The 25,083-nt window shown below is 28.1% G+C and carries 33 protein-coding genes, 1 tRNA gene and 1 pseudogene; 11 read left to right on the forward strand and 24 right to left on the reverse strand.

The features are described 5' to 3' along the window. From EU95_RS0108675 to EU95_RS08065, 6 genes and pseudogenes are all read right to left on the reverse strand, one after another. Positions 1-390, reverse strand: a pseudogene (locus tag EU95_RS0108675) (DUF2996 domain-containing protein); the annotation flags it as partial. Between the two features lie 69 nt (positions 391-459). Continuing rightward, positions 460-864, reverse strand: a complete 405-nt coding sequence (locus EU95_RS08080) for a hypothetical protein (protein WP_342665513.1) — start codon at positions 862-864, stop codon at positions 460-462. A 103-nt stretch (positions 865-967) separates the two neighbouring features. After that, positions 968-3,190, reverse strand: a complete 2,223-nt coding sequence (locus EU95_RS08075) for a S1 RNA-binding domain-containing protein (protein ID WP_032521382.1) — start codon at positions 3,188-3,190, stop codon at positions 968-970. A gap of 71 nt (positions 3,191-3,261) precedes the next feature. Then, positions 3,262-3,573 carry a TMEM165/GDT1 family protein gene (locus EU95_RS09375; RefSeq protein WP_072014825.1) on the reverse strand — a complete coding sequence of 104 codons (312 nt, stop codon included), beginning with the start codon at positions 3,571-3,573 and terminating at the stop codon, positions 3,262-3,264. Next, positions 3,574-3,900 carry a TMEM165/GDT1 family protein gene (locus tag EU95_RS08070; RefSeq protein WP_032521384.1) on the reverse strand — a complete coding sequence of 109 codons (327 nt, stop codon included), beginning with the start codon at positions 3,898-3,900 and terminating at the stop codon, positions 3,574-3,576. Beyond that, complete coding sequence (locus tag EU95_RS08065) at positions 3,897-4,244, reverse strand: YkgJ family cysteine cluster protein (protein WP_032521385.1); 348 nt, start codon at positions 4,242-4,244, stop codon at positions 3,897-3,899. Before EU95_RS08065 ends, EU95_RS08070 begins: the two co-directional genes overlap by 4 nt. A gap of 82 nt (positions 4,245-4,326) precedes the next feature. Here EU95_RS08065 and psb30 point away from each other — a divergent pair, with 82 nt between their 5' ends. From psb30 to EU95_RS08055, 3 genes are read left to right on the forward strand one after another with little or no spacing between them, the layout of a single operon-like run. Continuing rightward, complete coding sequence (gene psb30, locus EU95_RS10315; protein WP_158462193.1) at positions 4,327-4,404, forward strand: photosystem II reaction center protein Ycf12/Psb30; 78 nt, start codon at positions 4,327-4,329, stop codon at positions 4,402-4,404. Between the two features lie 15 nt (positions 4,405-4,419). Beyond that, on the forward strand, positions 4,420-5,181 hold the full coding sequence (locus EU95_RS08060) for an HAD-IA family hydrolase (RefSeq protein ID WP_032521386.1): 762 nt from the start codon (positions 4,420-4,422) through the stop codon (positions 5,179-5,181). Continuing rightward, a complete protein-coding gene (locus EU95_RS08055; RefSeq protein WP_032521387.1) occupies positions 5,168-5,494 on the forward strand; it encodes a DUF565 domain-containing protein in 327 nt (108 codons plus the stop codon). Before EU95_RS08060 ends, EU95_RS08055 begins: the two co-directional genes overlap by 14 nt. Before the next feature lie 3 nt (positions 5,495-5,497). Here EU95_RS08055 and rpmF read toward each other — a convergent pair whose 3' ends face one another. Further along, positions 5,498-5,668, reverse strand: coding sequence for a 50S ribosomal protein L32 (gene rpmF, locus EU95_RS08050; RefSeq protein WP_032521388.1), 171 nt, complete (start codon positions 5,666-5,668; stop codon positions 5,498-5,500). 131 nt (positions 5,669-5,799) lie between these two features. Here rpmF and ftsH point away from each other — a divergent pair, with 131 nt between their 5' ends. Next, positions 5,800-7,554 (forward strand): ATP-dependent zinc metalloprotease FtsH, encoded by a 1,755-nt coding sequence (ftsH, locus tag EU95_RS08045; protein ID WP_032521389.1) that lies wholly within the window; start codon positions 5,800-5,802, stop codon positions 7,552-7,554. A gap of 803 nt (positions 7,555-8,357) precedes the next feature. On the opposite strand, the gene EU95_RS08035 is transcribed toward ftsH, so the two are convergent. From EU95_RS08035 to EU95_RS09685, 3 genes are all read right to left on the reverse strand, one after another. Then, positions 8,358-8,942: a peroxiredoxin gene (locus tag EU95_RS08035; protein WP_032521392.1), complete on the reverse strand. Its 585-nt coding sequence runs from the start codon at positions 8,940-8,942 to the stop codon at positions 8,358-8,360. 465 nt (positions 8,943-9,407) lie between these two features. After that, positions 9,408-9,629: a hypothetical protein gene (locus tag EU95_RS08030; protein ID WP_032521393.1), complete on the reverse strand. Its 222-nt coding sequence runs from the start codon at positions 9,627-9,629 to the stop codon at positions 9,408-9,410. A 63-nt stretch (positions 9,630-9,692) separates the two neighbouring features. Beyond that, positions 9,693-9,863 (reverse strand): hypothetical protein, encoded by a 171-nt coding sequence (locus EU95_RS09685; RefSeq protein ID WP_011818447.1) that lies wholly within the window; start codon positions 9,861-9,863, stop codon positions 9,693-9,695. A 199-nt stretch (positions 9,864-10,062) separates the two neighbouring features. On the opposite strand from EU95_RS09685, the gene EU95_RS09690 reads away from it, so the two are divergent. Together EU95_RS09690 and EU95_RS09695 are read left to right on the forward strand one after the other, a co-directional pair. Then, a complete protein-coding gene (locus tag EU95_RS09690; RefSeq protein ID WP_193742421.1) occupies positions 10,063-10,230 on the forward strand; it encodes a hypothetical protein in 168 nt (55 codons plus the stop codon). Between the two features lie 456 nt (positions 10,231-10,686). Beyond that, positions 10,687-10,860 carry a hypothetical protein gene (locus EU95_RS09695; RefSeq protein ID WP_193742422.1) on the forward strand — a complete coding sequence of 58 codons (174 nt, stop codon included), beginning with the start codon at positions 10,687-10,689 and terminating at the stop codon, positions 10,858-10,860. Here EU95_RS09695 and EU95_RS09700 read toward each other — a convergent pair. Further along, entirely contained in the window at positions 10,857-11,015 is a 159-nt protein-coding gene (locus tag EU95_RS09700; protein WP_193742423.1) for a hypothetical protein, read from the reverse strand. The two genes, EU95_RS09695 and EU95_RS09700, sit on opposite strands and share 4 nt — an antisense overlap. Before the next feature lie 75 nt (positions 11,016-11,090). Here EU95_RS09700 and EU95_RS08025 point away from each other — a divergent pair, with 75 nt between their 5' ends. Together EU95_RS08025 and EU95_RS08020 are read left to right on the forward strand one after the other, a co-directional pair. After that, entirely contained in the window at positions 11,091-11,456 is a 366-nt protein-coding gene (locus tag EU95_RS08025; RefSeq protein ID WP_032521395.1) for a hypothetical protein, read from the forward strand. Positions 11,457-11,950: 494 nt separating this feature from the next. Then, positions 11,951-12,349: a hypothetical protein gene (locus EU95_RS08020; protein WP_032521396.1), complete on the forward strand. Its 399-nt coding sequence runs from the start codon at positions 11,951-11,953 to the stop codon at positions 12,347-12,349. A gap of 318 nt (positions 12,350-12,667) precedes the next feature. Here EU95_RS08020 and clpS read toward each other — a convergent pair whose 3' ends face one another. The 5 genes from clpS to EU95_RS07995 all read right to left on the reverse strand — a co-directional run bounded on the left by clpS (position 12,668) and on the right by EU95_RS07995 (position 14,492). Then, the gene (clpS, locus tag EU95_RS08015) at positions 12,668-12,955 is read right to left on the reverse strand and encodes an ATP-dependent Clp protease adapter ClpS (RefSeq protein ID WP_032521397.1); all 288 of its coding nucleotides are present in this window, start codon (positions 12,953-12,955) and stop codon (positions 12,668-12,670) included. A gap of 67 nt (positions 12,956-13,022) precedes the next feature. Beyond that, positions 13,023-13,096, reverse strand: a tRNA-Met gene (locus EU95_RS08010). Positions 13,097-13,125: 29 nt separating this feature from the next. After that, on the reverse strand, positions 13,126-13,608 hold the full coding sequence (locus EU95_RS08005; protein WP_032521398.1) for a tRNA (cytidine(34)-2'-O)-methyltransferase: 483 nt from the start codon (positions 13,606-13,608) through the stop codon (positions 13,126-13,128). Position 13,609: 1 nt separating this feature from the next. Continuing rightward, positions 13,610-14,170, reverse strand: a complete 561-nt coding sequence (locus EU95_RS08000) for a bifunctional adenosylcobinamide kinase/adenosylcobinamide-phosphate guanylyltransferase (protein ID WP_032521399.1) — start codon at positions 14,168-14,170, stop codon at positions 13,610-13,612. Positions 14,171-14,180: 10 nt separating this feature from the next. Next, positions 14,181-14,492 (reverse strand): hypothetical protein, encoded by a 312-nt coding sequence (locus EU95_RS07995; protein WP_032521400.1) that lies wholly within the window; start codon positions 14,490-14,492, stop codon positions 14,181-14,183. Between the two features lie 111 nt (positions 14,493-14,603). On the opposite strand from EU95_RS07995, the gene EU95_RS07990 reads away from it, so the two are divergent. Further along, positions 14,604-15,230: a cofactor assembly of complex C subunit B gene (locus tag EU95_RS07990; RefSeq protein ID WP_032521401.1), complete on the forward strand. Its 627-nt coding sequence runs from the start codon at positions 14,604-14,606 to the stop codon at positions 15,228-15,230. Here EU95_RS07990 and lptC read toward each other — a convergent pair. The 5 genes from lptC to rpmG all read right to left on the reverse strand — a co-directional run bounded on the left by lptC (position 15,227) and on the right by rpmG (position 19,136). Then, on the reverse strand, positions 15,227-15,847 hold the full coding sequence (gene lptC / locus EU95_RS07985; protein WP_052046849.1) for an LPS export ABC transporter periplasmic protein LptC: 621 nt from the start codon (positions 15,845-15,847) through the stop codon (positions 15,227-15,229). The two genes, EU95_RS07990 and lptC, sit on opposite strands and share 4 nt — an antisense overlap. Next, positions 15,840-17,375 carry a methionine--tRNA ligase gene (metG, locus tag EU95_RS07980; protein WP_032521402.1) on the reverse strand — a complete coding sequence of 512 codons (1,536 nt, stop codon included), beginning with the start codon at positions 17,373-17,375 and terminating at the stop codon, positions 15,840-15,842. Before metG ends, lptC begins: the two co-directional genes overlap by 8 nt. A gap of 68 nt (positions 17,376-17,443) precedes the next feature. Then, complete coding sequence (locus tag EU95_RS07975; RefSeq protein WP_032521403.1) at positions 17,444-18,628, reverse strand: ribonuclease catalytic domain-containing protein; 1,185 nt, start codon at positions 18,626-18,628, stop codon at positions 17,444-17,446. Between the two features lie 44 nt (positions 18,629-18,672). Continuing rightward, positions 18,673-18,894, reverse strand: coding sequence for a 30S ribosomal protein S18 (gene rpsR, locus EU95_RS07970; RefSeq protein ID WP_002806014.1), 222 nt, complete (start codon positions 18,892-18,894; stop codon positions 18,673-18,675). A gap of 47 nt (positions 18,895-18,941) precedes the next feature. Beyond that, on the reverse strand, positions 18,942-19,136 hold the full coding sequence (gene rpmG, locus EU95_RS07965) for a 50S ribosomal protein L33 (protein ID WP_002805540.1): 195 nt from the start codon (positions 19,134-19,136) through the stop codon (positions 18,942-18,944). A 100-nt stretch (positions 19,137-19,236) separates the two neighbouring features. Between rpmG and pheT the strand changes: the two genes are divergently transcribed. Continuing rightward, a complete protein-coding gene (gene pheT, locus EU95_RS07960) occupies positions 19,237-21,681 on the forward strand; it encodes a phenylalanine--tRNA ligase subunit beta (RefSeq protein ID WP_032521404.1) in 2,445 nt (814 codons plus the stop codon). Between the two features lie 105 nt (positions 21,682-21,786). Then, entirely contained in the window at positions 21,787-22,035 is a 249-nt protein-coding gene (locus tag EU95_RS07955) for a hypothetical protein (protein ID WP_032521405.1), read from the forward strand. Positions 22,036-22,457: 422 nt separating this feature from the next. Here the strand turns inward: EU95_RS07955 and EU95_RS07950 are convergent, their stop codons facing one another. The 3 genes from EU95_RS07950 to EU95_RS07935 all read right to left on the reverse strand — a co-directional run bounded on the left by EU95_RS07950 (position 22,458) and on the right by EU95_RS07935 (position 25,056). Next, positions 22,458-23,468: a DnaJ domain-containing protein gene (locus EU95_RS07950; RefSeq protein WP_032521406.1), complete on the reverse strand. Its 1,011-nt coding sequence runs from the start codon at positions 23,466-23,468 to the stop codon at positions 22,458-22,460. A gap of 325 nt (positions 23,469-23,793) precedes the next feature. Next, on the reverse strand, positions 23,794-24,624 hold the full coding sequence (locus tag EU95_RS07940; protein ID WP_032521408.1) for a DUF4922 domain-containing protein: 831 nt from the start codon (positions 24,622-24,624) through the stop codon (positions 23,794-23,796). A 48-nt stretch (positions 24,625-24,672) separates the two neighbouring features. Next, entirely contained in the window at positions 24,673-25,056 is a 384-nt protein-coding gene (locus EU95_RS07935) for a DUF2237 family protein (protein WP_032521409.1), read from the reverse strand. Positions 25,057-25,083: the final 27 nt, after the last annotated feature.

Below are 25,083 nucleotides of genomic sequence, written 5' to 3' on the forward strand. Positions count from 1 at the left end.
TTCTTTTTTTAAATCAACATTAGGAGCAGACTCATTTTGAGATTTAAGATTATTTTCAGAGGGTGCAGCATTTTCTTTTTTTAAATCAACATTAGGAGCAGACTTATTTTGAGATTTAAGATTATTTTCAGAGAGTGCAGCATTTTCTTTTTTTAAATCAACATTAGGAGCAGACTCATTTTGAGATTTAAGATTATTTTCAGAGGGTGCAGCATTTTCTTTTTTTAGATCAACATTAAAAGTAGAGTCATTTTGTGAATTAGGAATATTTTCATCCGAATTAGTTTCTTTTTCAGTTATGGATTTTTTTATTACCTCAGAGTTTGGTTTATTAGACTTGTCAGATATTCCTTTAATAACTTCAGCATTAGGTTCTAAATTTTCTTCCATAAGAATTTTTATATATCACCTATTATAAATAAAAATAACCATTTTCATAATTTATATAATTTGGTTTTTCTACCATTCATCATCATTATCATCCCAGTCATCTTCATTATTAAAACTATTTGAATAATTTTGATCCCTTTCAATATTATTTTCTTCTGTATTTTTGATTACTCTGTAATTAACAGATATCGTTGGTTGAGCATCTCTAATATCCCTTTGTGGAGGCATCTCAATACTAGATTTCAAATTCTCTTCATTATTTTGCGTTTCATAATTTTCTTCAAAATTTTCGAAAGTATTTTTCTTATAACTAGATGATGAAGTGCCTAATAGTGTACTTATAAAAAAACCAGAAAAAAATGAAATACTGATTAACTTACCTATACTTACCTCTTGGACAACCCATTTAAAATACCTAAATGAAGTATTTTGTTTATTATTTGTGTATAGTAAAATTTGAAATACTATTATCAAAAAAAAAGTTAATAATAAATATTTTTTCTTGAAAATCATTCTATAAAGTTATCTTCAGTTTTTTTTGGGTTGATATTTTCATTATTTATTTTTAGAAATTTATTTAAATTAACTCTAAATCAATTTGATATTTAAGAATATCAACTTTTATGATTTTAACTTCTATTTCATCTCCAACTTTATATGATTTCTTAGATTTTCTTCCAATCAATTGATTTTGTCTTGATCTATATTCATACCAATCATTATTTAGAGTGCTGACGTGAACAAGACCTTCAACGTCTAGTTCTGATATTTCGACAAAAAAACCATAACTTTGAACCGATAAAATAATTCCATTATAAATATTGCCTAATAATTTTTCAGCCTTTCTTACTTTCTTTATACTTATGATATTTGATTTATATTGATTAACTTTATACTTATATTCATTAATTTTATCTATTACAAACTTATTAAATAATGTATCTATATTCTTTGAAATTGATGAATTAAATATATGCCAATCCACTAATTTTAAGGAGTTACTTTTCGCTAAATCTATTTCATTAATATTATTTTTCTTTGATTTCTTGCCATTTATTATCATATTAAATATACAGTACTGATTAATAAGATTAGTAAAGTCATATGCAGGAATTGTCCAAGGAGAAATAAATATGTTTTCTGATTCATCATTATTTGTATTTTCAGAAAATAGACTTACTTGATTTTCCTTAAATTCATTGATCAAAAGTTTATGTAAGATTCTTTTTTTATTATCATCACTGCATAACTTAATTACTTGACTAAATGATAAATTACCATCTTCATTTAGTTGTATATCATTATCGACGAATTCTGAATATTTAATGATTTCATTTGCATTAATGTAATCTATTCCCTTTAATAAGTATCCTGCACTTTTTAAGCCGTACTTATTTGAATGTTTGTACCATATCAAATTCGCTTCATATAGTATTGGGGAGAGGTATGTTTGGCAATCTTCTTTTATTAATGGTGCAAAATATTCTTTTGAATATTCAGCTGGGTTGTGAATAAAAAATTCATCTAATGAATCTATTTTATTTAATGGACCAGGAATTTCCACCTTTCCTGTTAAAAGTTGTCTTTGTCTAAATGAACTTGCAATCTCAAGTATTTTATCTAAATCCTCTATGTATTCCTTTATTGGTTTTAATAATCTTGAGGTTATTCTAGTCTTACTTTTTCTAGATAGAAGTGCGTCAGTATGATCACTCCCAACAACTAGAGTGCATCTTACCAAAGTGAGATGAAATGACCATTCAGTTATTTCATTGTCGCTGTTTATATGAAAGCAGATGCTTATTGCTTCATTCTTTTCACCTAATTTAAATTCAGAATCATTTCTTATGTTTTCACTAAGATAGTTATGCCAACAATTCAATGAGGGTAATGATTCAAAGCTATTAAAGAATATTTCTAAGGATTTTTTAGTATTTAGTTCTACTCTTTCTGCGAGATTATTCGTGTGTATCCATAATTTAGTACTTCTGTCTTTTTCCTGCTCTATTTGAATCATAGGTAGCATTGGAGAATTATCAGAATTCCAACTTTTGAACAAATAAGAGTTTTTTTCTGATAAGTCTATTCTTTTCTGTTTTTCTATTTTCTTAGATTCAATAAGTTTCGCATTTTTTAATTTAACGATATTGCTTTTTGATAAAACAAAATCTGTATCTAATTCCTCATTACTATTAAGTTGTAGTTCTTGTATTACATGGCCTAGGCCTTCTTCTTGACATATAGGGAATCTATCAATCTCAACTTTGACTATATTCTTATTTTCTGGTTTATAAATGTATTGTTTATCCTCTTTTGGAAGTTTTATTTTAGAAAGGATCCTATCATCGATAGGAATAGCGTATATATCATTGTTTATTATTTCAACTTTAGAGAGAAGTATTTGATTTGTCCTCTCAAGAATACAATCGACTATTCCCTCCGGTGATCTTCTTCTATACCCCTCTTTTATTATCCTTACTAAAACTTTATCTCCATTCCATGCATAATTAAGGAGATTTTCTTTAATGTAGATATCCTCTTTGTTTTTCCCCCTTACCGCAAAGCAATAACCCTTACTGCTGCACCTTATTTTGGCAACAATATGCTTGCTATGTTGCTTGCAAGTATATTCATTGTCTTCGTTTTTATTTATTATTTCTAGTTTTTCTAGTGCCGTTAAAGCTATTGCTAATTTATCCTTTTCAGATTTCTTTGTTATTTTTAAGGTTCTACATAATTTTTTAAATTCTAATCCTTCTGATTGATCCAAATTATTAATTATTGACGATGCTGAGAACATAGGATTAATAAAATTATGAATCGATTAGGTTGGATATACTTCATTATTACACCTTTTATCCAAGCTTAAAACTAATTATCTTCTTTATCTTCTTTTTCTTCTTTGTCCATGGCGAAGGAATTTACAAAAAGTCTAATGCCAATTATAAAAAATGTTATTGAGGCTATTGATTTAAGAACAACTTCGGGTAAAAAACTTGAAATAGAACCACCTGTTAATGCTCCTATTAAACTTGCGAAGACAAGTGCGGAAGAAGATCCCAAAAATACTGCCAATGGTTTGTTAGAGGTACCGCTTATAGTTAAGGTGGCGAGTTGGGTTTTATCTCCTAATTCAGCTATGAAAACAGTTAGAAATGTAGATAGTAATAAACTTAGTACCATTTATAAATAATTTTTAAAAGTATCGTAGGCTAGAAATAGACTAACAATCACCATTAAAGCACCAGTAGATAAAGCAAATTTGCTAGGAGATATTTTTTTTGATAACCATTTGCCAATAAGAACTCCCACTACACTAGAGCTTATTAAAGCCAAAGAACTTCCTAGAAAAACATTTATTGGCTTCCCCGATTCAGCGGAAAGCATGAGAGTAGCTATCTGAGTTTTATCACCAAGTTCAGCAATAAAAATTGTTGTGAAAGTTGTAAAAAATATAGAAAAAAAACCTTTTTCTATATTGTTCTCATTTTTTTCTAATTTACTATTCATTTTCCTGAGATTGCTATTCTGAAATTTTTCATCTCTTTACTTTTGTATCCATAATTTGATGAAATATGTTGTTTGCAGCAATCTATAAGAAATTTGTCACCTGATTTCAAATATCCTTTAAATGCAGTAGAAAATTCACTTACTCGGCAAAAATGTGGTCTGGTTTCATAAATTAAGCATTTTTTCTTTTCTCTGTCCAGGTTTTTACACCAACCGTCTTTAGCAGTCATCGAATTTATCAAAGCTATATCTTCTTTGTTAAGTTTGTCAGCCAAATCGCTTCTTTCGTTCAAGTCGAATTTACAACAAGCTCCGCAATTTTCAATACATGTCCATGATTTCATGATTTAATTCAATCTTGTAACGTATCAGTACAGTTTCATCATTTATTTGTAAAAATAGTATCACAAAACATATTCATTAATCATGGCAACACTTATTCCTTTAGCTGTAGTTGCGTTAGCAGGACCAGCAATAATTGCGCTTATATTTTACCGTAAATAAAATAAATTCTTTTTGGTGACTTATCTTAAGGGTGTTTATTGGGATTTAGATGGTACTATCGCAAATACTGAATTAGAGGCTCATTTACCTGCTTTTAATAATGCTTTCAATGATCTTGGTATTAAGTGGAATTGGGACGCTAATAAATACATAAAACTTTTGAAGATAAATGGTGGCAAAAATAGGATTGCTTATTACGCTAAATCGAATAATGATGATTTCTCAGAAGATTTAATTCTTAAAATTCATGAAACAAAGCAATTTCATTATTTAGAAATTATAAAAAAAAATTGCGTTAGTTTCAAAACTGGTGTATCTAGATTAATAAATGAATTACATAGAAAAAAAGTAAGACAATTTATTGTTACTTCAAGTTCAAGAAATCAAGTTGATCTTCTTGTTGAATACCTTTTTAATGGCTTCAATCCTTTTGAGTTCATTATTTCAAGTGAGGATGTGGAATTAAAGAAACCAAATCCTTTGCCTTATTTAAAGGCTATTCAATTAAGTGGTATAAACAAAAATAACTCAATTGTTTTCGAAGACTCCAATCCAGGATTGAAATCTTCATTGGCAGCTAACTTACCCACAATTTATGTCCCTTCAAATATCCCAATTGTTCTTGAAGACAATATTCATTTAGATTGTATTTTAGACAGTCTTGGTGATGATAATAATGTGGCAAATGTAATTAAAGGCCCTAAACTAAAAAAATCATATGTTGACTATAGTTTTCTAAGTGATTATTTAGTGTCTTTTAGTAATGCAAAAAACTAATTTTTCTAGAATTACCTACCAGTTAAATAATATATTTTTTGGCTTTCTAAGTGATACTTGGAGAACAAAATCTATTGGTCTAATTTCTGTTTTGACAGGTTATTTTTTGTTCGCTAATTTTCTTACAAAATTTATATCTGAAGGCAAAAATGAGTTAATTATGGTTCCAATAATTATTTTTTTTATTGAAATAATTATAAGAATTAAACCCGCCGCAAGTTCAAAATTTTATTATTTATGGACCGTAATTGATAAATTAAGAATTGGTGCAATTTATGCCGTTATACTTGAGGCATTTAAATTAGGATCTTAAAAGCTATTCTTCTTCTTCTTCTTCAATAGGATAGACAAATCCCTGAGCTTTACCGGTTAAAACTGATTTACCTAAAGATATAGCTTTTTGAGCTGCTCTTGCTGCTTTCCCTTTCCAGACAGCGTGCCTTTGGTTCCTTTTGCTCTTTGATTTTTTCTTCTTTGGTACAGCCATTCTGTTTCTTTATTTCCATATAATAATATAACCTTTAACTGGTTATCTCCAAAACTTTTGACTATATTTTGTTTATATACGTCAATTTTTTAAATAAGCATATATGCTTTATAAATCACTTATAGAGATTAGTGTTTAGACCAAAATTCTCATATTCAGATTCTAAATCAAGTTATTCGGATCTTTTAGAAGATATAGAGACGGGGAAAATAGAATCAATTTTTTTCTATCCTAGGCAGAGGGAAATTGATGTTCTGTATAAAAATGGCGATAAATTTAAAATACCTATCCTTTACAACGATCAATTAATCCTTGAAAAGGCTACCGAAAATAAGGTGGATCTCACTATTAACAATAGTAGAAAAGAAGCCTCAGCTGCTAATTCGTTTGCTTCAATAAGCCTTTTACTGATTTTCATATTAGCTATAGTTTTAATCTTGAGGAGTACATCAAAATTGGCTTCCAGAGCCTTTGGTTTTACCAAAAATCAAGCTAAATTTGTAACTATTGATGATGTAGAAACGAGATTCGATGATGTAGCTGGTGTCCCTGAAGCAGCTGAGGAATTAAAAGAGGTAATAACATTTTTGAAAGAACCAAAGAAATTTGAAAATCTTGGAGCAAAAGTTCCTAAGGGAGTTCTTTTAATTGGCCCACCAGGAACAGGTAAAACGTTATTGGCTAAAGCAATTGCTGGTGAATCAGGAGTGCCTTTTCTCTCAATATCGGCATCAGAGTTTGTAGAACTTTTTGTCGGTGTTGGTGCAAGCCGAGTTCGGGATCTATTCTCTAAGGCTAAGGACAAATCTCCTTGTATAATTTTCATTGATGAAATTGATTCTATTGGAAGGCAAAGAGGGTCTGGTATCGGAGGTGGAAATGATGAAAGAGAACAAACCCTTAATCAGCTTCTAACTGAATTAGATGGTTTTGCTGATAATTCCGGGATTATTGTTTTAGCAGCAACAAATAGACCAGATATTTTGGATGCAGCATTATTAAGACCAGGTAGATTTGATAGAAAAATTGAAGTCATGCTTCCAGATTTAGATGGAAGAAAAAAAATTCTATCAGTTCACTCACTTTCCAAACCACTTTCAAACGATGTTGACTTAGGATATTGGGCTTCTAGAACAGTTGGATTTTCTGGAGCAGATCTTGCAAATTTGATGAACGAGAGTGCTATTCATTGTGCAAGAGATGAATCTAAATTAATCAGTGATCTTCATATAGAAAATGCTCTTGATAAGATTACGATTGGCCTGAGAAGTTCATTAATAACTTCTCCAAATATGAAAAAAATTATTGCTTATAACGAGGTAGGCAGAGCGATTGTATCTGCCGTCAGGAATGGAATTGAATCAGTTGATAAGATTACGATCTTACCTAGATCTGGATCTATAGGAGGATATACAAAAATATGCCCTGACGAAGATGTAATTTCTAGTGGCTTGATTTCAAAAAAATTATTATTTTCAAAAATTGAAATTGCTTTAGCTGGAAGAGCAGCAGAAACCATAGTTTTTGGTGAAAGTGAAATTACACAATGCTCCTTAAACGATATCTCCTATGCGACAAATATCGTAAGGGAAATGGTTACAAAATATGGATTTTCAATTATTGGTCCAATTTCAATGGATTCCAATAATAATGAAATGTATTTAGGAGATGGATTATTTAGAAGAAAGCCTCTAATAGCAGAAAATACTAGTTCTAGAATAGATAATGAAATCATAAATATTTCTAAAATTTCATTAAATAATTCAATAAAAATATTGAAAAAAAATAGAGTCTTACTAGATAAATTAGTTGATATACTTTTAAATCAAGAAACTATAGATAAAAAAGTTTTTCAATTAACAACTTCTAAATTGTTGAAAGTTTGATTTAACTGTTTTAAATTTAAAAAAAAATATTTTCTTGATAATTAAAAACAATACAACGAAGTTATTAGTTACGATTTCTTTCTTACTAATTCTTCCATTGGTTCAAAAACAATGGTTTAATTTGTATTCATTCAATATTAATAATGTTTCATTTTATTCAATCCTTTACTATTTGAGCGGTGCAATATGTCCATCTTTAGTGTGTTTAAACTCTTTAAAAAACTATACATACTACAATTTTAATAAGGATATGATTCATAGTAAAAAAATAATTAAAGGTAAAAGATTATTATTCTTTGTAGCAATAAATTTAATATTTCTATCTTACTTTATAGCTGTATATATATATATAAATTTTGATCTCATATTTAATTTATTTCTTGAAGGAATTAATATACCAAAACCCGATATTCCACAGTTAAGTTTATCCATATTCTTAATTTCTATTTTATTAATTTTTAAGAAATCTAGGTTTCTTTTAAAAAAAATAATATTGGTAAATTTTATTTTGATTTCTATCTATCTTTGGCATCTTCAAATTAATAATATTAGTGTTGATGATCAGTTTCATATTTATAGATATTTTGGTTTAAATGACTTGAATTTAATTAATCTTTTTATATTAGTCTCTATAGAAATTTCTTTTTTTACGTGGTCCTTAATATCATATAAAACTAATTTAAGCGATTGGATCGTAGCCATACCTCAAAAGGGGGATTTGATCCCCATTTTGAATATGTTTATTTTTTATTTTTTTATAATTATTTACTACTCAATACTTACTTAAGATGTTTCTAATGCTTTTATAGCGCAGAAAAATATTCCTTACTACCTTTGGGGTCCTCTAACATTGTTTTCTCCCCAGGGGTCCAGTTTGCTGGACATACTTCGTCTGGGTTCGCTGCAACGTATTGATAACCTTGAAGAATCCTTAGTGTTTCATCAACATTTCTTCCTACAGGAGCCTTGTTAACAGTCGTATGCATAACTACTCCTTCTGGATTGATAAGAAATAAACCTCTATCGGCCTCTCCATCATCATTAAGGACATTGTAAGATTGGCAAATTTCTCTTTTTAAGTCAGAAACTAACGGATAGTTAATATCACCTATTCCACCTTCATTTCTTGGGGTTTGTATCCAAGCCAAATGACAGTGTTTGCTATCAACTGATACCCCAAGTATTTCTGTATTAAGTTCTGAGAAATCCTGGTATCTATCACTAAATGCAGTGATTTCAGTAGGACATACAAATGTAAAATCTAGTGGGTAAAAAAATAAAACAACCCATTTACCTCTTAGATCTGAAAGTGTAATCTCCTTAAACTCTTGATCATATACTGCTGTAGCACTAAAGTCTGGTGCTTCTTGGCCAACTCTTAAGCTCATGAAAAAATTTGTCCTTATTTAAATTATGTGTGGTCTGAATGACCGTATTAAGTATTATAATTTTATTAATAATGAATTAGCAAGTTTTTTTTTTTTTCAATGAAATGGCATTATTCCTTTACTAGAAAATTTACAATTTTGAATCATAATAAACTTTTAAAAAATCTCAAAAAGGAGTTAACTAAATATCCCATTAACAGGCTTGACAATAAAAATTCAAATTAAAAGAAATTTTATTTTTTTTAAGATTCCTTTAAATTTAACACTTTATAATTAGGGATAATTTTTTAATATCTTTAATTATGGCTAAATATATTGAGAGACTAAGGGACAAAGTTAAAATAAAAAAATTTGATTCTAACCAGCCAGTTGGAGCTTGGATTTTCGTTATAATATTAAACTTATTGGGATTTGCAGGATATTTTTATTTAAAAGTAAATCATATACAACTGGGTAATTAATAATTCATCTTATTTCCTTTTTAATTGATCGACAAAAATTTTTTAGTCTTTCATTTCTCGTTAAGTCAGGTAAAGTCCAAATTGATTCTGTTTCAGGTAATGGATCTTTGCTCCACTCTTTGAATTCTTCCATTATTGAGGCATTATTTAATTTTGAGGTATATTTTTTTCGCTTTTTTAAATATTTTCTTATCACTGTAAGATTTGCCTCAATATATTCCCTCATAATTAATAGCTTATCTTATAGTAATTTATCATCTAGCAAGTTCTTCTTTAAAGAGAAGGTTAATTAGACATTTTGAACCGCTTGAAAAAGTCCAAACGAATAACCTCCTATTAGAATCCAGCCAAGTACACTTGATATTATTGTAGATCTTCTATTGTGTCTTCTTAAAGCTGATTCAATCATTTCATTTACTTCATCTCTATTAAGATATTCTTTCTTGGAGTTTTTTTTCATTTTTTTTTCTTTTACATTAAACGAATTTATAAAAAAGTGAGCTAAAAGATTTTTACTTATTAGTAAAAGTTTTATTTTTGATGATTTTTAAGATATTCATTATATTTATCAATAAATATAATATTGAATTTTAAAAGTAAATTTTATAATTATAAGGTAAGGTATAGGAATTGAAGAATCATAGTTTTTAATACAAACAATGAATATTAATGATAAATCTGTTTTAGAAATGCTTAATAAACTTATTGCTATTAATAGGCTAAATAAAACTCAAATTCTTCAAATGGTGAATTTAGTTTCAATATCAAATGATTTCAATGATTTAAAGGATAATTTGAAATGGGAAAGTTCCAAATCATTTAATTAAATCTCAAAATATATAATATTTGCTTTATTTAGTAATTTCTAGAAACTAAAGAATAGATAAAGAAATAAATTATATGTTTGAGAAATTAACTATAAAAATTTTAATTTTATAGTTAGAAAGGTTGTTTAAATATTTATCCTTGAAAAAGAGGGAATTTTGTAAGAAATTAACTCGTGCGAATTATGACTTAGTGTAGTTTTCTTATCCTTGCTAAATGTCTTATAAAAAATTGTGGTTATGAGGATTATTATTAATATGATTAATAAATCTCCTACAGTTATACCTCTATCCTTAAGATTCATAGCAAGACGATAATTTTATTCAATATACTCTTTTTATTTAATAAATAAGTAATTTTTCACATAAAAAATACATTAAGGAAATATAAAAAAAATATAAAAAAAATTAAACTTAAGGTTTTTAAAACATATAAAAAATATAGGTCAAATTTATTTAATGGATTTCAAAAAAAAGATTGGGAGTTCAAATAATTCAAATTTTTACTCTAATGAGATGATTATTACAAAAAAATCTCTTAACGAAAATCAACTTAAATATACCTATCAAAAGCAGTTAATCTCAGATTTAGATTTTAAACATAAAGAATGGTCAAAATATATTGATAGTTAGTTATAAATACTTTCGTTAATTATATTAAAAAGTTTGTTTCTTTTATTTATTTTCTTTTCTTCCCAATTAAGTGTTACTTCATCATTAATGATGGGTTTTGCTTCATAAGCTAAATACCAAAGAATAAATCCTGCGGGCAATATTAAAATATGCATAGTAAATTTGTTGACTTAAATTTAATATAGTGCAACACTTATAATATGCAAGTGTGACACTAATTTTTTATTATTATGCCCTCTCAACGAAAAAGAATTGGGTTTTTGCCGAGTGAAGAAGTTCACGATATTATCGATAAAATATGTAGAGCTAATGAATTTAGTCAGTCAAAAGTTACAGGTTTGTTGGTTGAAGAAGCATTAAGATCTAGAGGAGTTTTAGGAGACTCTTATAATAAAAAATCAATAGATAAGGGTGATTTCTCTAATTATTCTTTTGAACAAGAAATATTTATTAAAAATGGTCAATCTTCAAGGAATAGTGATGCATACACTTTAAATAAAAAATCATTCATAGAAGATATCAAAATGATGCATGAATTTATTGAGTTTAAGTACTTTAAGAAAGTCATGAAGGAAAATAATAATATTTTTGAATGAGAAGTGTCACACTAATGCTGTGCATATATTGAATTGTTTGTTGATATGCAAATATATTATTAATATTATTTTTGAAACTACCTTTAAAAAATTGCTGAAAGAGATCTAAAAAATTAATTGTTATTTAAAAATTAGTAAATAAAATTTTTTAAAATCCTTAAATATATAAATAATATTTGGACAAGAAAGATTTTTTATCAATTAAATATTATTAATATCAAGCGGACTAAATCCTCGTGGAGAAATGAACCTTAGCCCGCATTAAAAAATAGCAATAAAAAAAAATAAAAACAATAATATTTAATTTACATTCTATACAAAATTAGAAGCTTAAAAATATGTTTTTTGAAAGCATCTTAATTAAATATTGTCCCAGAAGATCAACTATTTGATATTCTAATAATTTGAACTTTGTTGAACAATTTAAAAATAAAGATATGAGTATTTTGTTAGATAAAATAGTTAGATAGTATGAAAGATATATAAGTAAAAAAATGAAGCAATTTTTAATCTCATTATTTATTGTTCTTGCTTTACCAAAAACTGTCAATAGTTCTCATTTAAGCAATCAGAAGGAGCTCATGTTAACTTCAGAAAGCACTAAGGAATCAATTATGTTTGCAAAGTACCTTAAAGATAATGGAGTAGTTAAATATTCAGCTTATTGGTGTCCTAATTGCCTTGATCAAGGTGAACTCTTTGGAAAGCAAGCTTACAAGGAACTCAACGTTGTTGAATGTGCAAGAGATGGAAAAAACAGTCAAACACAATTGTGTATTGATAAAAATATACAGGGTTTTCCTTCATGGGAAATAAATGGAAAAATAATTATTGGTGTACAAACATTAAAAGAATTATCTAATTTGTCTGGATATAAAAAGAGTTTGAACTGAAAAAATAACTATTTATTAGATATAGTACTTATTATTTTTCTTTTTAAAGTCAATTTTTGAGATTCTTTCACACAGCCTTCAAAAGGTTTGCTAATTAATTCCTTTGAAATTGCACCTAAGCGATAGCAAGCATTGTAATACCAAATATAGCCTTTAATGTTTTTTGTTCTAGGTGTGATTGCTTTAAGTTCTTTTATTAAGCTAATAAAAATAATTTTGATAATATTGCGCGAATTTTTTTCAGCTCTAGGAGTACAAAAAACAGCATTTTATAATTTCGATTTTTATTTAATAATCTTGTATTAATCTTTAACTTATTTAGGCTTTTTCTATTGGGGCCATGGTTAGTCCTTTGCAGACTAGTTGTTCATGATATAACTCTCCCTGTTCAAGATTGCCTCGCCATACTTCTGCTGAACCAGATTTGTCAACTTGTATGGTTAAGTCCCAAGCTCTTTTTTCGCTCATACTTGGAATTATTGAAAGAAGACAATTTGCCACGTGCTGAAAAGTATTAAAACTATCATCAAGGACTATCAATCTCACTTCTGGATATTTTACTTTTGCTTTTTTTGGATTTAAGACTGTACTTGGTGAATTATTCATAATTATTGTTTTCTTGATTTGGAGGTTTAAAAATACTAGATAAATTTTTATTTTAAGTATTTGAAAATGTCTCGAGCGTGACTTGAACACGCGACCTGCGGGCTATGAATCCGCCGCTCTAACCAGCTGAGCTACCGAGACTTATGAATATTGTATGACATTGTTTGTAATTAATTATCATTTTGAAAATTTATTTGTTTATGAGCCTCATATATAGCAATACCACATGCCACTGAAAGATTGAGACTCCTTACTCCTGCATGACCTTTTGTAGCATTTTGTATATTTGGCATAAATATTGATATTAAAAAGTCACTTTTATCAATAATGCAATCAGGCAATCCTGAATCTTCTCTTCCAAAAAGTAAAACATCATCTTCCTTAAATTTAAATTCATTTAAATACATTCCATTTTTTTTACTAAAAGAAATGATTCTTTTTGATAATTTTGACTCCAAAAATTTATCAAAATTTTCGTAATTATTGACATTAACTAGAGGCCAATAGTCTAATCCAGCCCTTTTTAAATATTTATCTTCTAGTTTAAAACCTAAAGGCTCAATGAGGTTCAAAGGTATGTTGTATGCAGCACAAGATCTGGCAATATTACCAGTATTTTGAGGAATTCTTGGTTCAAAAAGAGCGACTTCCAATTCAAGTAGGTATTTCTAAACTTATTTCATCTATTTTGATTGCTCTGCCGTTTATTGCAAGCCAATTATCTTTAGATATTTTTGTTATTTTCCTTTGCAACTGGCCGATTCTTTCAATATATCTATTACCAATTTTATATTCTGAGACCAAGCCCCAACCCACTTGCTCTCCAACAATAAATGTTAAGCTTCTTCTTTTCTTCAGAAGACTTATTAGTGAATTCATCCTCATTAACCATTCTGTATTTTCTTTATCAATACTTTCCATAACAAATCCACCAATCGAGTCAATTAATAATGGACCATCTTCATTACTTAAGGTATTAAATAGATCTGTCGTTTCTATTAATTTCCAATCTTTTGGCCTTCTTTTTTGATGTAAATTAATTTTTTCTTGCCATTCTTTATCATCAATATTGTTTTCTGATAAGGCAACATATGATAATTTTTTTACCTCCTTAGCTAAGTGCTCTGCTAATTCACTTTTGCCACTCTTTGTTCCTCCTGTTACAAAAATAATATTGGATATATAATCTTTGATACTCAGATCCTTGGCATTCATAAATTCTCCGTTATTTAGAGAAATACCACCATGTTGCTAAGGGAATAATTGTGGCAGCAATTAACAAGCCAATAACTATATAAGTTGCAGTTGAACTCTCAGTATCTTTTGCTCTCATAGTGTTAAAATTTGGATCCACTACAGGGTTGTCAATTGAGGAAGGCTGACTTTTTTCGTAATTTATTATTGTTTTCTGCTGGGTGGTAAGAAAAAATTTGTTTGTAATATTAATTTCTTTTGCGTATGTAGTCGAGGGAATAAATATAAATATTAAGCCGGTAATGATAAACGAAAGTATATATTTATTGATGTTTAGATTCATTTTAAAAGGTTTTGGTTAATTATATATTAAAAACCATATGTTTGAGTAATTTTAAATGTACTAAATAATATAATAATTGCATAATTTAAATAGGATTAACATATTTAATATATGGGATTCAACGGGAGATCATTAATATTAATCGGTGCAATACTCTTTATTTTTCAGATAGCTAATTTCATTTCAATAGAATCTATTACGCCTGAGCTCGAAAGAGCACAAGTATTAGCAGCAATAGCTTCATTAATTATTATTTTGATAGGTTTTTTATTTAAGCAATTCGAACCTTTATCTGGCGAGAAAGCTGATTTAAAAGGAGAAAATAAGTTTTTCTTCGATAGGAACATTCCTGATGAAGTTATTGATGAACTTGCATGGGGTTCTGAAGCGATATTAACTTCTACAGCCGCGGCAGCAATATTAATCCACAATGATGGTGCAAATATATTGAGAAGAGGAATTACTTCGAATAATGAGTTTAAACCTGGGCAAACGTGTCTGAGATCTCTAAAAGATATGAAATTAATATCATTGGCAAACACTAAATTTTATCCAGGAAAAGATGAATTTTTGAATTTTTGTCCTAATGTGCCTTCAGTTTTAGTTGTGCCTATTAATAATAGGGCTTTTATCTTGATTGGAGGTTGGAGTACAAAATGTTTTACTAAGTCTGATGAAAAATGGATAAACAATTGGTCTAAGAAAATGAATAATATTTTTTCAAAAAATAATATTTAAAAATAAATTATTGAACGAACTCTTTTGTCTTTCGCTTCAAAACTAACGGATTCTGTTTTGAGATTATAGTAGGCATTTTCTGAGTTTATTTCATATTTATTTTCTTTATTTTTATCCTTTACTAGATATTTTACTGGATTAAAAAATTCAATAATGTTATCAGAACCCAACTTGGCTTTTTCTGAATTTAAGATGATATTCTTATTTTCAAATCTTATATTTCCCTCTAAAAGATATTTATTCTCTTCTATATTCCATATAAAATTATCTGCATATAAATTATCTTCATCTTGCTTAAGAGTTTTTAATTTTACGTTGCCCTTCAGTTTTAGTAGTTTATTGTTATCTGATAATGTAGATTCATCTGAATATATAATATACTTCGTTTCTTCGCCATTAAATATATTTATAGTTGTATTTTTTAACTGGAATTCAAAATCATCATTATAAGTTGAATATGGACTTTTTATAGAATATATTTTAACTCCTGTCTTAGAGAAGATATTCATATCTAAGTTATCCATTTTTTGTATTACCTTATTTTCATCAAATACATTTGGGGCACAACCAAGAACAAAAAATGGAAAGAAAATTATTAGTCTATAAATGTTATTCATACTCCAGTTTATTTATTATTGGAGTGGGTTTAGGCAGACTTGAGTTACTAACTAATAATCCCCAACTTAATTGTTTTTTCCAAGGAATTTCATCTCTGTATATAGAACCAAGTTGTTCATTAATTTTTGTAGATAATTCGGGCAATAAAGGTAGTAATAATAATCCTATTATTCGAGTGCTTTCTAATACGTTATAAATAATTTCTTTGACTAGTGGTAGATTTTCTTTCTCTTTTATTAACATCCATGGCTGATTATCATTTAAATACAAATTTGTATTAATTGCTAGACTAAGCACCTCATTAGCTGCTAGATCTAATTTGTAGATATCAAAGTTATGAATATAATTTTCAACTGCAATCTTGGCATAATTCTCTAATTTATTTTCACTTATAATATTTCCATTATTTGGTACTTTATTATCAAACCATTTTCTAGACATAGATGAGGTTCTATTTAATAAATTGCCAATTGTATTAGCTAAGTCATTATTGATAATGTCAACAAATCTTTTATCTTGAAAATCTCCATCATTTCCCAATGATATGTCTTTAATGAGGTACCACCTTACAGGATCATTTCCATATTTTGAAAGCAATAAGTCAGGATCGAGTACATTTCCTAAGCTTTTACCCATTTTTTGTCCCTCTCTTGTAAGAAACCCATGTCCATAAACTTTTTTAGGAATTTTCATATTGGCAGAAATGAGCATCGCGGGCCAGTATACAGCATGGAATCTCAGTATATCTTTACCGATTAAATGAACATCAGCTGGCCATCCTCCATTTATTGAATTTTCCAATGAATTATCCGTCTCATTAGAACTTATGGCACTTACATATCCAAGTAAAGCATCAAACCATACATAAAAGGTATGGTTATCGTAACCAGGGACAGGAATTCCCCATGAGACATTTGTTCTTGAAATTGAAAAATCCTTTAAACCTTTAGATACAAAATTTACAATTTCATTCTTTCTCTCTATTGGTTCTATAAAAGAAGGTTCGTTTATTATTTCCTCAATTTCTTTTTGATATTTCGAAAGCCTAAAAAAGAGATTTTCTTCATTTTTCCATTCTAGGTTTTTTTGATGTATTGGACACTTGTATGTGGATGAGTTTTCTGGATTATCTTTAAATTCTTCACAACCGACACAATACCAACCTTTTTGGACTCCCATATAGATATCATCTGATTCTTTTACTCTTTCATAAAATTCATTAACAACGAATTCATGTTTTTTTGAGCTTGTCCTTATAAATTTATCAAAAGATACATTCCAATTTTTCCAATTGATATTGAAGATTTTTGAGATTTCATCACAATGAGATTTTGGTTCAATACCCTTTTCATTAGCTGTCCTTTGTATTTTTAAACCATGTTCATCAACACCTGTTATGAAAATAACATCCTCACCAACAAGCCTTTTGTACCTAGCTATTGAGTCACAAATTATTGTTGTATATACGCTTCCTAAATGAGGTTTATCATTAACATAGTATAAAGGGGTAGTAATGACAAAAGTCATAAAGCTTTTTTATTAATACTAACAGATATTTTTTAAACTAATAAAAACCTATTATATTTATTATATAATTAATAAATAAACTCTAAAAGATTACTATCATTTATAATATATTTAACTTTATATATTTTATTACTATATATCTCTATAGATACAAAAAAAGTAATAAGTATTTCTAGCGAATAATCTGGGAAATAAACCAATGCAATATTTTTTTTATGATTGATCCACTTAACAAATATTAATTTATAAAAAGATTTTTTTTCATTCTTAAAAAATAATTTTAAATACGTAATTTTATCATTTTTAAAAATATTATTATTCTCTGTTTGTCTATTTTTTGAATAATCAATAATCTTGGTGATTGAATTTATACTTAAATTTTCGTAATTATTAATTTTATTATATACTTGTCTTTGTATAATTAAATCAAGATATCTTCGCAGTGGTGAAGTACATTGAACGTACATTTTAAGGCCTAATGATTCATGGATACCAGGCTTGGTTGTTATATAACTTCTTCCCATATATTGTTTTAATATTATATATTTAATTTCACTATCTTTGTATCTATTAAGTATTTCAGATGGATTACAATTTAATTTTTGAATCCTAAATGCAGCCGCTATGTTATATTTATCTATAAATAAACTTGTAACATAACCCATTAATATCATTGATTCTGCAACTATAATTTGTGATATTGTTTTTTCTACTTTATTTACTATAACTTTATCTTTATATAATTTAATTTTACTATTAGGACTTTCAAAAATAATTGCTCCATGTTTCTTTCTGAATGTTATACTTTTTTCTAATAAATTTTTAATCTCAACCAATTCAATCTCTTCTTTAGGTTCTAATTCTAATATTTCATTTGCATCTTCATACGTTAATTGATATTTTGGTTTTATTATTGCTTCAATTATTTCATAATTATTTATTGATCCATCGTCATTGAATTCTATTGCTGCACTAATAGTTTCTGAAATTTTATTTTGAGCTAGATTTGCCTTTTCAAGAATATCTTTAGGTAGCATTGGGACATATTGATCAATTAAATATAAACTGCTATTTCTCTTTCTTGCATCTAAATCAACATTAGAATCATGCATAAAGAGTTTGCATGGATTACTAATATGTATCCATAAATTTTTAATATTTCCTTCTTTTATTTCTAAAGAAATAGCATCATCAACTTCATGTGGATTATCAGAGTCAATAATATATGTTTTTAAATTAGTTAAATCTTTCAAATATTTGAGATATCAACTATGGTAAGAACTTTCTTAAATAAAAATTATCCTTCAGGATTTACAAATGGTAGAAGAGCCACAATTCTTGCTCTTTTTACCGCTAATGTAAGGTCTCTTTGTTGCTTTGAGGTTAAACCAGTCATCCTTCTTGGTAGGATTTTCCCCCTCTCAGTTATGAATTTCTTTAGGAGTTCTACATCCTTATAATCAATAGGATCTCCAGGTTTGATAGGTGATAATTGTTTTTTAAAAATTGAATTAGGCATGATTTAATTTTATTTAATTTGATTTAATTTGATTTGATTTGATTTGATTATTTTATTTCTTTGTGAATTGTCATTCTGTTTAAATGAGGATTAAACTTTTTTAGTTCTAATCTTTCAGTTGTATTTCTGCGATTCTTTTCAGTAGTATATCTTGAGACACCATTTGATCTCTTAGGATCTGTGCTTGTCCTAGCTTCTGTACATTCCAGGGTCACTACAACTCTTGTCCCTTTTTTAGCCATTTTAATTAATACTTTATTGTATAATTTTCTATTGTACATCTTCAACAAACTTTTTTGAAGATATAATCATTTCTTTTATCATCATTGATTAAAAATATATATGAAAGTTTCTCAAAATTGGTTGAAAAATTTAGTAGAAATTACTTCAACTCCTGAAGATCTGTCGGAGAAATTGTCTATTGGTGGATTTGAGGTTGAATCGTTAGAAGATTGTTCTGAAAATGTAAATGGTGTTGTTTTAGGTAAGGTTTTATCTGTTTTAAAACACGAAGGATCCCGAAAACTTTCAATTTGCCAAGTCGATATTGGTACTTCAAAAAATTTACAAATTATATGTGGTGCGAGCAATATTAAATCAAATATTTATGTTTATGTTGCTACTATCGGTGCAAAATTAAATGCAGTTGATTTAACTATTAAAAAAAGTGAAATTAGAGGCGTCATAAGTGAAGGAATGATATGCTCTCTGCAGGAACTAGGTTTAGAAGACTCTAGCGAAGGGATAGAAATTATTGATGAAGAGTTAGCCTTAAAACATGAATTGGGCACTCCAGCGTCTGAATTACTTCAATTAAATGATTTTATATATGATTTAGCAATTACAGCTAATAGGCCTGACGGAATGTCGGTTATAGGTATAGCACGCGAAATTTCTGCCCTCTTAGAATCAACATTAAATTTTCCAGAATTAAACCATAAATACAATATTCAATTACTCAAGGAAATTAAACTTTGCCCAGATGCCATAACATCTAATTGCATTTATACGATAAGCTGCATTGATAGAGTAAATGGAGACAAATTATCTCCAAAATGGCTTAAAGACCGCATAGAAAAATCAGGTATAAAGTCGATTAATCTTCTAGTTGATTTAACAAACTATATTCTTTTAGAACAAGGGCAACCTTTGCATGCGTTTGACAAGGAAAAACTATCTAACTTAATTGGAAAGGAAGTTTCTCCCGAAGACTTTTCTGTACGAAAAGCCAAAGATAATGAAAGTCTTGTATGTTTAGATGGTAAAAAATATGAATTAAATGAAAATGTTACATTAGTTACTTGTTGCGATAAACCCGTTGCTATTGCTGGGGTTATAGGTGGTTTAGAGACTTCTGTTACCAATACTACTTCTTCTATTTACCTTGAAGGCGCTGTTTTTAATCCAGTTACTATAAGAAAATCTTCAAAGGCGGTTGGCATAAGAACAGAATCTAGCAGCAGATATGAAAAAGGGATTTCATCAAAAAACACAATAAGTGCAGTTACCAGAGCAATTAATCTTTTAGAAGAATATTTTTCTATTAAATTACCAATCATCAACACTTCGAATTTTAATAATAATGAGGATAATTTTATTAAATTACGTAGAAATAGAATACATAAAATTCTTGGTCCATTAATCATTAACGATAAATTTGAAAAAAGAAATTTATTTGATAATGAAATAGTTGATAAATTAACACTAATAGGTTGTACATTAAAAAGTAAAGAATATGGCTGGGATGTGGCAGTAATTCCTAATAGATCACAGGATTTATTAAGAGAAATAGATTTAATTGAAGAAATTGCGAGATTAATAGGGTATGACAGATTCGACTTGAACCTTCCTAATCCAATTAAGCCTGGGAAATTGTCATCAGAACAGTTGGCCTTGAGAAAAGTAAAAAATGGTTTTACAGAAAATGGTTTTAACGAGGTACTTAGCTACTCTCTTGTTCCAGAAGATAATGAAAAACTTATAAAGATTTCTAATCCTTTGTTATTAGAAACAAGTTGCCTAAGAGATAATATCTGGAAAGAACATTTGGAGATTGTGAACCGTAATATAAATGCTGGACAAACAAGTTGTTATATATTTGAAATTGGAAATGTTTTTCACAAGAATACTGAGTTTATTCAAGAGGAAGTACTTAATGGGGCAATTTATGGCAGTAGAAAATTTGGTAAATGGGTTAATTCGGGTAAGGATAATGATCTTAATTATTATCAGGCTAGAGGAAAGTTAAAGGAAGCCTTATCATGTTTGAATATAAAAATAGATGATAAACCCACTGATTCAATTGATTTTCTTCATCCAGGAAGAACAGCAAAAATAATTATTGAAGGGAAAGATGCAGGATATTTTGGTGAAATTCACCCTAAATTAATATTAGAAAAGAAATCATTAAAAAAAGTATATTTATTTAGCATAAAAGTAGCTAATCTCTTGAGAGCTAGCACAAGAAAAAATAAATGGATTCCAATATTTAAGCAATACCCAATTGTTCCGAAAATGGAAAGGGATATAAATTTTGTATTCAGTAAGAAATTTTTAATTAGCGACATAACATCACAAATAAAAAAAACAGGAAAAAATCTCTTAGAGGATGTATTTTTAATTGATGTTTTTGAAGATATTAAACTTGGGGATGACCAAATCAGTTATACATTTAGATTATCTTATAGAGATAAAGATAAAACATTACTAGATTCAGAAATTCAATCAGTACACTCAAGTATCATTTCTAATATCGAAAAAAATTTTAACACTAAATTGAGATGCTAATTGTATTTCTAGTCTTATTTGAGTCTAAATAATAGTCTATATATAATTCTTATATAAGACAAGTAATAATCCTATAAATCTGATTAATGTTGTATTATAGAGTTCATGATCAATCTATTATCTCTAATTTTATCTTCAGTGCTATGGGTACAAGTCCCCCAGTGGTCTGATGATTGGTCAAAATGTTCTGTGGATGTTCCTGACGCTTCATGTCATTGGTATATAACTGCACCAGATAACACATTTGGCGAAGGTTTCGATTGGGCTAGCGCTCCTTGGTTTGACGCTAATGGATTAGGAGATGTACCTAGCATTGATAAACAAACGGCTATACAAAAGCTGCAAACAAAGTAGTACTGTCTATAAGGCAGTACAGCTATATTTAAAACCTAATAATAGCAATGCTTCTTAGATGTAACATTTTTTTTGGACATTGAAAGGACATAATTTATGCATTTATTGATAATTTTAAATTTATGAACCTTTAGTAATTTGCAGTCTATTGTAATTGGCAATCTATTGAATCTAATTTATCTAAAACAGGACTAAATAATAGACTCATAATGAGTCTTATATAAGAATTACTACACAAATTTATTTCTTAAAGTATTTCGAAGTAAATTTTATTTTATTCTGTTTATTAAAGATAGCTACATCAATTAATTTTAACTAATAACTAATAAATTATTGATAAAGATTGGAAACTATAACTCTTAGTTTTCTTATATTGGACTAATATTTAGACCTATATCTAGTCTTATTTAAGAATGAGTATACTAGTTTCTATATAGATTTTTTAGTAATTGATACGCTTCATTTAATTTTCTCATTTGATCTGTTGATCCTCCAGCATCTGGATGCGTCTCTAAGGCTTTTGATTTATAGGCCTCCTTAATTTTACGGAACGTATGAGCTGATCCTACGGATGTTGATAAATTCAATAATTTAAGTGCTCCATGTACTGTCATTGTTGAATCCAATGTTTGAAATGAATTTGATCTATTATTTCGCTTAAATCTGCTTACAAACCTTCTCATAAGTGTTGGTATTCTATTTATCAGATCTGATGTGGCAAATGGGTCTTCTAAAACGCCAATCATTAATAAAACAATTTCAAGGGATGGATTTTTTTTTATCCAAAATGGGCATAATTCTGACATTAATTTATTGGCTGCACTCCACGTAAAGGGTAGATTTTCAGTTCCATCAAGATTTGGCCATATATCCCTTTCAAACCAATCCATCGAAGCTTCTACTACATGATCATTAGGAACCGATCCATATAAAGTTTTCCAATGACTAATTAACTCAATTCGACATTTTATTAATTCCGTTTCTTTAATTGTATTAATTTGAATATCATTAATATTCTCCTTTAATTTTTCACTATTAATACTTCTTCTTAGATTCTTTACTTTTTTTTCAACAAAATTGGGAAGGCTTATGTTTGAGTTGGCTTTTTCTTTATGTTGTTTGTTATTTGTAAATCTTTTATTCAAAGATGTCTCATTTACTTCTTTTATTACGTCTGATTTAATTAATACCAATGCAGTATCCTCATCAATGTTTAAATTTTCATTAATCTTCTTCTCATTAAAGTCTATTTCTTGCTGTTGGTTCTTAGGTAGAAAATCATCTTCTTGAAGAAGTTCTTTAAGTATCTTTTCTATTACAGGTCCTCTTGCTCTTAATCCCCACTCTTTTCGTAATTGATCAAACCTGGAAATTAGTTCCTCAGGTAAATCAATTGAAATTCTTTTTGTATTTGAATTTTCAGGAATATTCAATAATATTTTTTTGAATAGTATGGAATTTATCTAATTTTATTAAAAAAAAATTGAAAGTCCATACGTAATATTGTTTTTAAATTAAAACCAATTTATTTTCATGTCACAAGTCAATCAAGTATCTTTTTATAATAAAAATAAAAATGTTTAATTGTAATTTCAAGTCATCTAAAGAAAAAAAAAGTTTTTATCAACATAAGAAATTAGAAATGCTTAATTATATTAAGGATTCACTTGAACGTAAAATCGCCTCCGTAAAAGCATCTATAGATGTTCTCGAAAGCCAAATTAGCAGGGATAAAGAAGTTGAAGTAACCAACTAGCTTTAAACAAAATTTTCTAGAAGTTTTTCAGGACCAAATTCCTTTAAATAATTAATATTTGATTTTTCAGTTACTAATAGATATCCTGCAAACCCTAATCCGTTAATACTAAAACCATGAATATGATCATATTTTCTCTTTATAATAGCGATCCATTTATTAGTTATTAAAATATTGTAGGGACATAGTGGTTTTTTATCACTAATGGGGTCCCCAAGTCCTGATTTCTTGCATAATTCTAAATAAAATTCAAAAAGACACGATGAATTTTCTAAAAAATTAAATTTGGATACAATAATATTTTTTTTAAGCTTACTATTTGGATCTTGATATGAGTTCATCTCTAAAAACCACTTTTCTCTAGGGCATGATATCTCACCTTTAGATCTACGCAGAAGTTGAAAATGCCTGTGAGGTTGACTTGCACCCGCAATTGGAGAACTATTAAAAAACCATAATCCACTAGTATCTTTATTAACTTGTTGGATCGCTCTCCAATCCTTAATATCTAACCAACCATTTTGAGGTTTCCATTCATTTGTAATAAGTAAAATATGACCTTTTTGTACAGGGTACTTATTTAATATTAGTTGATGATTATCACCAATTTTATCAATTTCTAGTATCTTGTCCCAAGGACAAAATGGATTTTGCTTAGGACCATAAATTTTTTTTTTATTAAATTTTGAAGTATCGAGTTTCCTAATTATGAAGTCGTCTTTTTCATATAATTCTCTTGTAATAATATCAGTTTTGAGAGGATATAATGATTTATCATCAATTGATAATTGAGTTTGTTCTAGTGCTTTTTTCCAATATATTTCTAAACTCATTTAAAAAAAATTATCATAACCATTTTAAAAAAAAAAATAAACTTGTAATTACTTTTTAGTAAATTGATATTCTTTCAATTTTTCCAGAGGTACTGATTCTAAGACTACAATATTAGTTGATTCTAATATGACTTTTGGTGCAAGACCGTCTAATAATGCTTGCTTCCACCTATCAAGACAAATACACCAATGATCACCATCCTTTAGTCCTGGGAAGGAATAAATAGGCATGGGAGTTATTAAATCATTACCTTGTGATTTACTATATTTCAGGAAATTATCATCCATTACACAACATAGTGAATGATTCCCTCCATCATTTTTGTCATAGTTGCAAAAACCATCTCTGAACCACCCTGTCATAGGTGCGCAACTACAAATCTCAATTTTTTCTCCTAGGACATTTAACTGATCTTGATTATTTATAGTCATAGATTTTTTTAATAATAATAAAACACC

Source organism: Prochlorococcus marinus str. MIT 9201 (assembly GCF_000759955.1).
Lineage (GTDB): Bacteria > Cyanobacteriota > Cyanobacteriia > PCC-6307 > Cyanobiaceae > Prochlorococcus_A > Prochlorococcus_A marinus_G.

What these genes read in the sequence shown, in the direction of transcription:
- EU95_RS08075 (WP_032521382.1), bottom strand. Translation starts at nt 3,190, where the DNA reads ATGTTCTCAGCATCGTCAATAATTAATAATTTGGATCAATCAGAAGGA.
- EU95_RS09375 (WP_072014825.1), bottom strand. Translation starts at nt 3,573, where the DNA reads ATGGTACTAAGTTTATTACTATCTACATTTCTAACTGTTTTCATAGCT.
- EU95_RS08070 (WP_032521384.1), bottom strand. Translation starts at nt 3,900, where the DNA reads ATGAATAGTAAATTAGAAAAAAATGAGAACAATATAGAAAAAGGTTTT.
- EU95_RS08065 (WP_032521385.1), bottom strand. Translation starts at nt 4,244, where the DNA reads ATGAAATCATGGACATGTATTGAAAATTGCGGAGCTTGTTGTAAATTC.
- psb30 (WP_158462193.1), top strand. Translation starts at nt 4,327, where the DNA reads ATGGCAACACTTATTCCTTTAGCTGTAGTTGCGTTAGCAGGACCAGCA.
- EU95_RS08055 (WP_032521387.1), top strand. Translation starts at nt 5,168, where the DNA reads ATGCAAAAAACTAATTTTTCTAGAATTACCTACCAGTTAAATAATATA.
- rpmF (WP_032521388.1), bottom strand. Translation starts at nt 5,668, where the DNA reads ATGGCTGTACCAAAGAAGAAAAAATCAAAGAGCAAAAGGAACCAAAGG.
- EU95_RS08035 (WP_032521392.1), bottom strand. Translation starts at nt 8,942, where the DNA reads ATGAGCTTAAGAGTTGGCCAAGAAGCACCAGACTTTAGTGCTACAGCA.
- EU95_RS08030 (WP_032521393.1), bottom strand. Translation starts at nt 9,629, where the DNA reads ATGAGGGAATATATTGAGGCAAATCTTACAGTGATAAGAAAATATTTA.
- EU95_RS09685 (WP_011818447.1), bottom strand. Translation starts at nt 9,863, where the DNA reads ATGAAAAAAAACTCCAAGAAAGAATATCTTAATAGAGATGAAGTAAAT.
- EU95_RS09690 (WP_193742421.1), top strand. Translation starts at nt 10,063, where the DNA reads ATGAATATTAATGATAAATCTGTTTTAGAAATGCTTAATAAACTTATT.
- EU95_RS09695 (WP_193742422.1), top strand. Translation starts at nt 10,687, where the DNA reads ATGGATTTCAAAAAAAAGATTGGGAGTTCAAATAATTCAAATTTTTAC.
- EU95_RS09700 (WP_193742423.1), bottom strand. Translation starts at nt 11,015, where the DNA reads ATGCATATTTTAATATTGCCCGCAGGATTTATTCTTTGGTATTTAGCT.
- EU95_RS08025 (WP_032521395.1), top strand. Translation starts at nt 11,091, where the DNA reads ATGCCCTCTCAACGAAAAAGAATTGGGTTTTTGCCGAGTGAAGAAGTT.
- EU95_RS08020 (WP_032521396.1), top strand. Translation starts at nt 11,951, where the DNA reads ATGAAGCAATTTTTAATCTCATTATTTATTGTTCTTGCTTTACCAAAA.
- clpS (WP_032521397.1), bottom strand. Translation starts at nt 12,955, where the DNA reads ATGAATAATTCACCAAGTACAGTCTTAAATCCAAAAAAAGCAAAAGTA.
- EU95_RS08000 (WP_032521399.1), bottom strand. Translation starts at nt 14,170, where the DNA reads ATGAATGCCAAGGATCTGAGTATCAAAGATTATATATCCAATATTATT.
- EU95_RS07995 (WP_032521400.1), bottom strand. Translation starts at nt 14,492, where the DNA reads ATGAATCTAAACATCAATAAATATATACTTTCGTTTATCATTACCGGC.
- EU95_RS07990 (WP_032521401.1), top strand. Translation starts at nt 14,604, where the DNA reads ATGGGATTCAACGGGAGATCATTAATATTAATCGGTGCAATACTCTTT.
- lptC (WP_052046849.1), bottom strand. Translation starts at nt 15,847, where the DNA reads ATGAATAACATTTATAGACTAATAATTTTCTTTCCATTTTTTGTTCTT.
- metG (WP_032521402.1), bottom strand. Translation starts at nt 17,375, where the DNA reads ATGACTTTTGTCATTACTACCCCTTTATACTATGTTAATGATAAACCT.
- rpsR (WP_002806014.1), bottom strand. Translation starts at nt 18,894, where the DNA reads ATGCCTAATTCAATTTTTAAAAAACAATTATCACCTATCAAACCTGGA.
- rpmG (WP_002805540.1), bottom strand. Translation starts at nt 19,136, where the DNA reads ATGGCTAAAAAAGGGACAAGAGTTGTAGTGACCCTGGAATGTACAGAA.
- pheT (WP_032521404.1), top strand. Translation starts at nt 19,237, where the DNA reads ATGAAAGTTTCTCAAAATTGGTTGAAAAATTTAGTAGAAATTACTTCA.
- EU95_RS07955 (WP_032521405.1), top strand. Translation starts at nt 21,787, where the DNA reads ATGATCAATCTATTATCTCTAATTTTATCTTCAGTGCTATGGGTACAA.
- EU95_RS07940 (WP_032521408.1), bottom strand. Translation starts at nt 24,624, where the DNA reads ATGAGTTTAGAAATATATTGGAAAAAAGCACTAGAACAAACTCAATTA.
- EU95_RS07935 (WP_032521409.1), bottom strand. Translation starts at nt 25,056, where the DNA reads ATGACTATAAATAATCAAGATCAGTTAAATGTCCTAGGAGAAAAAATT.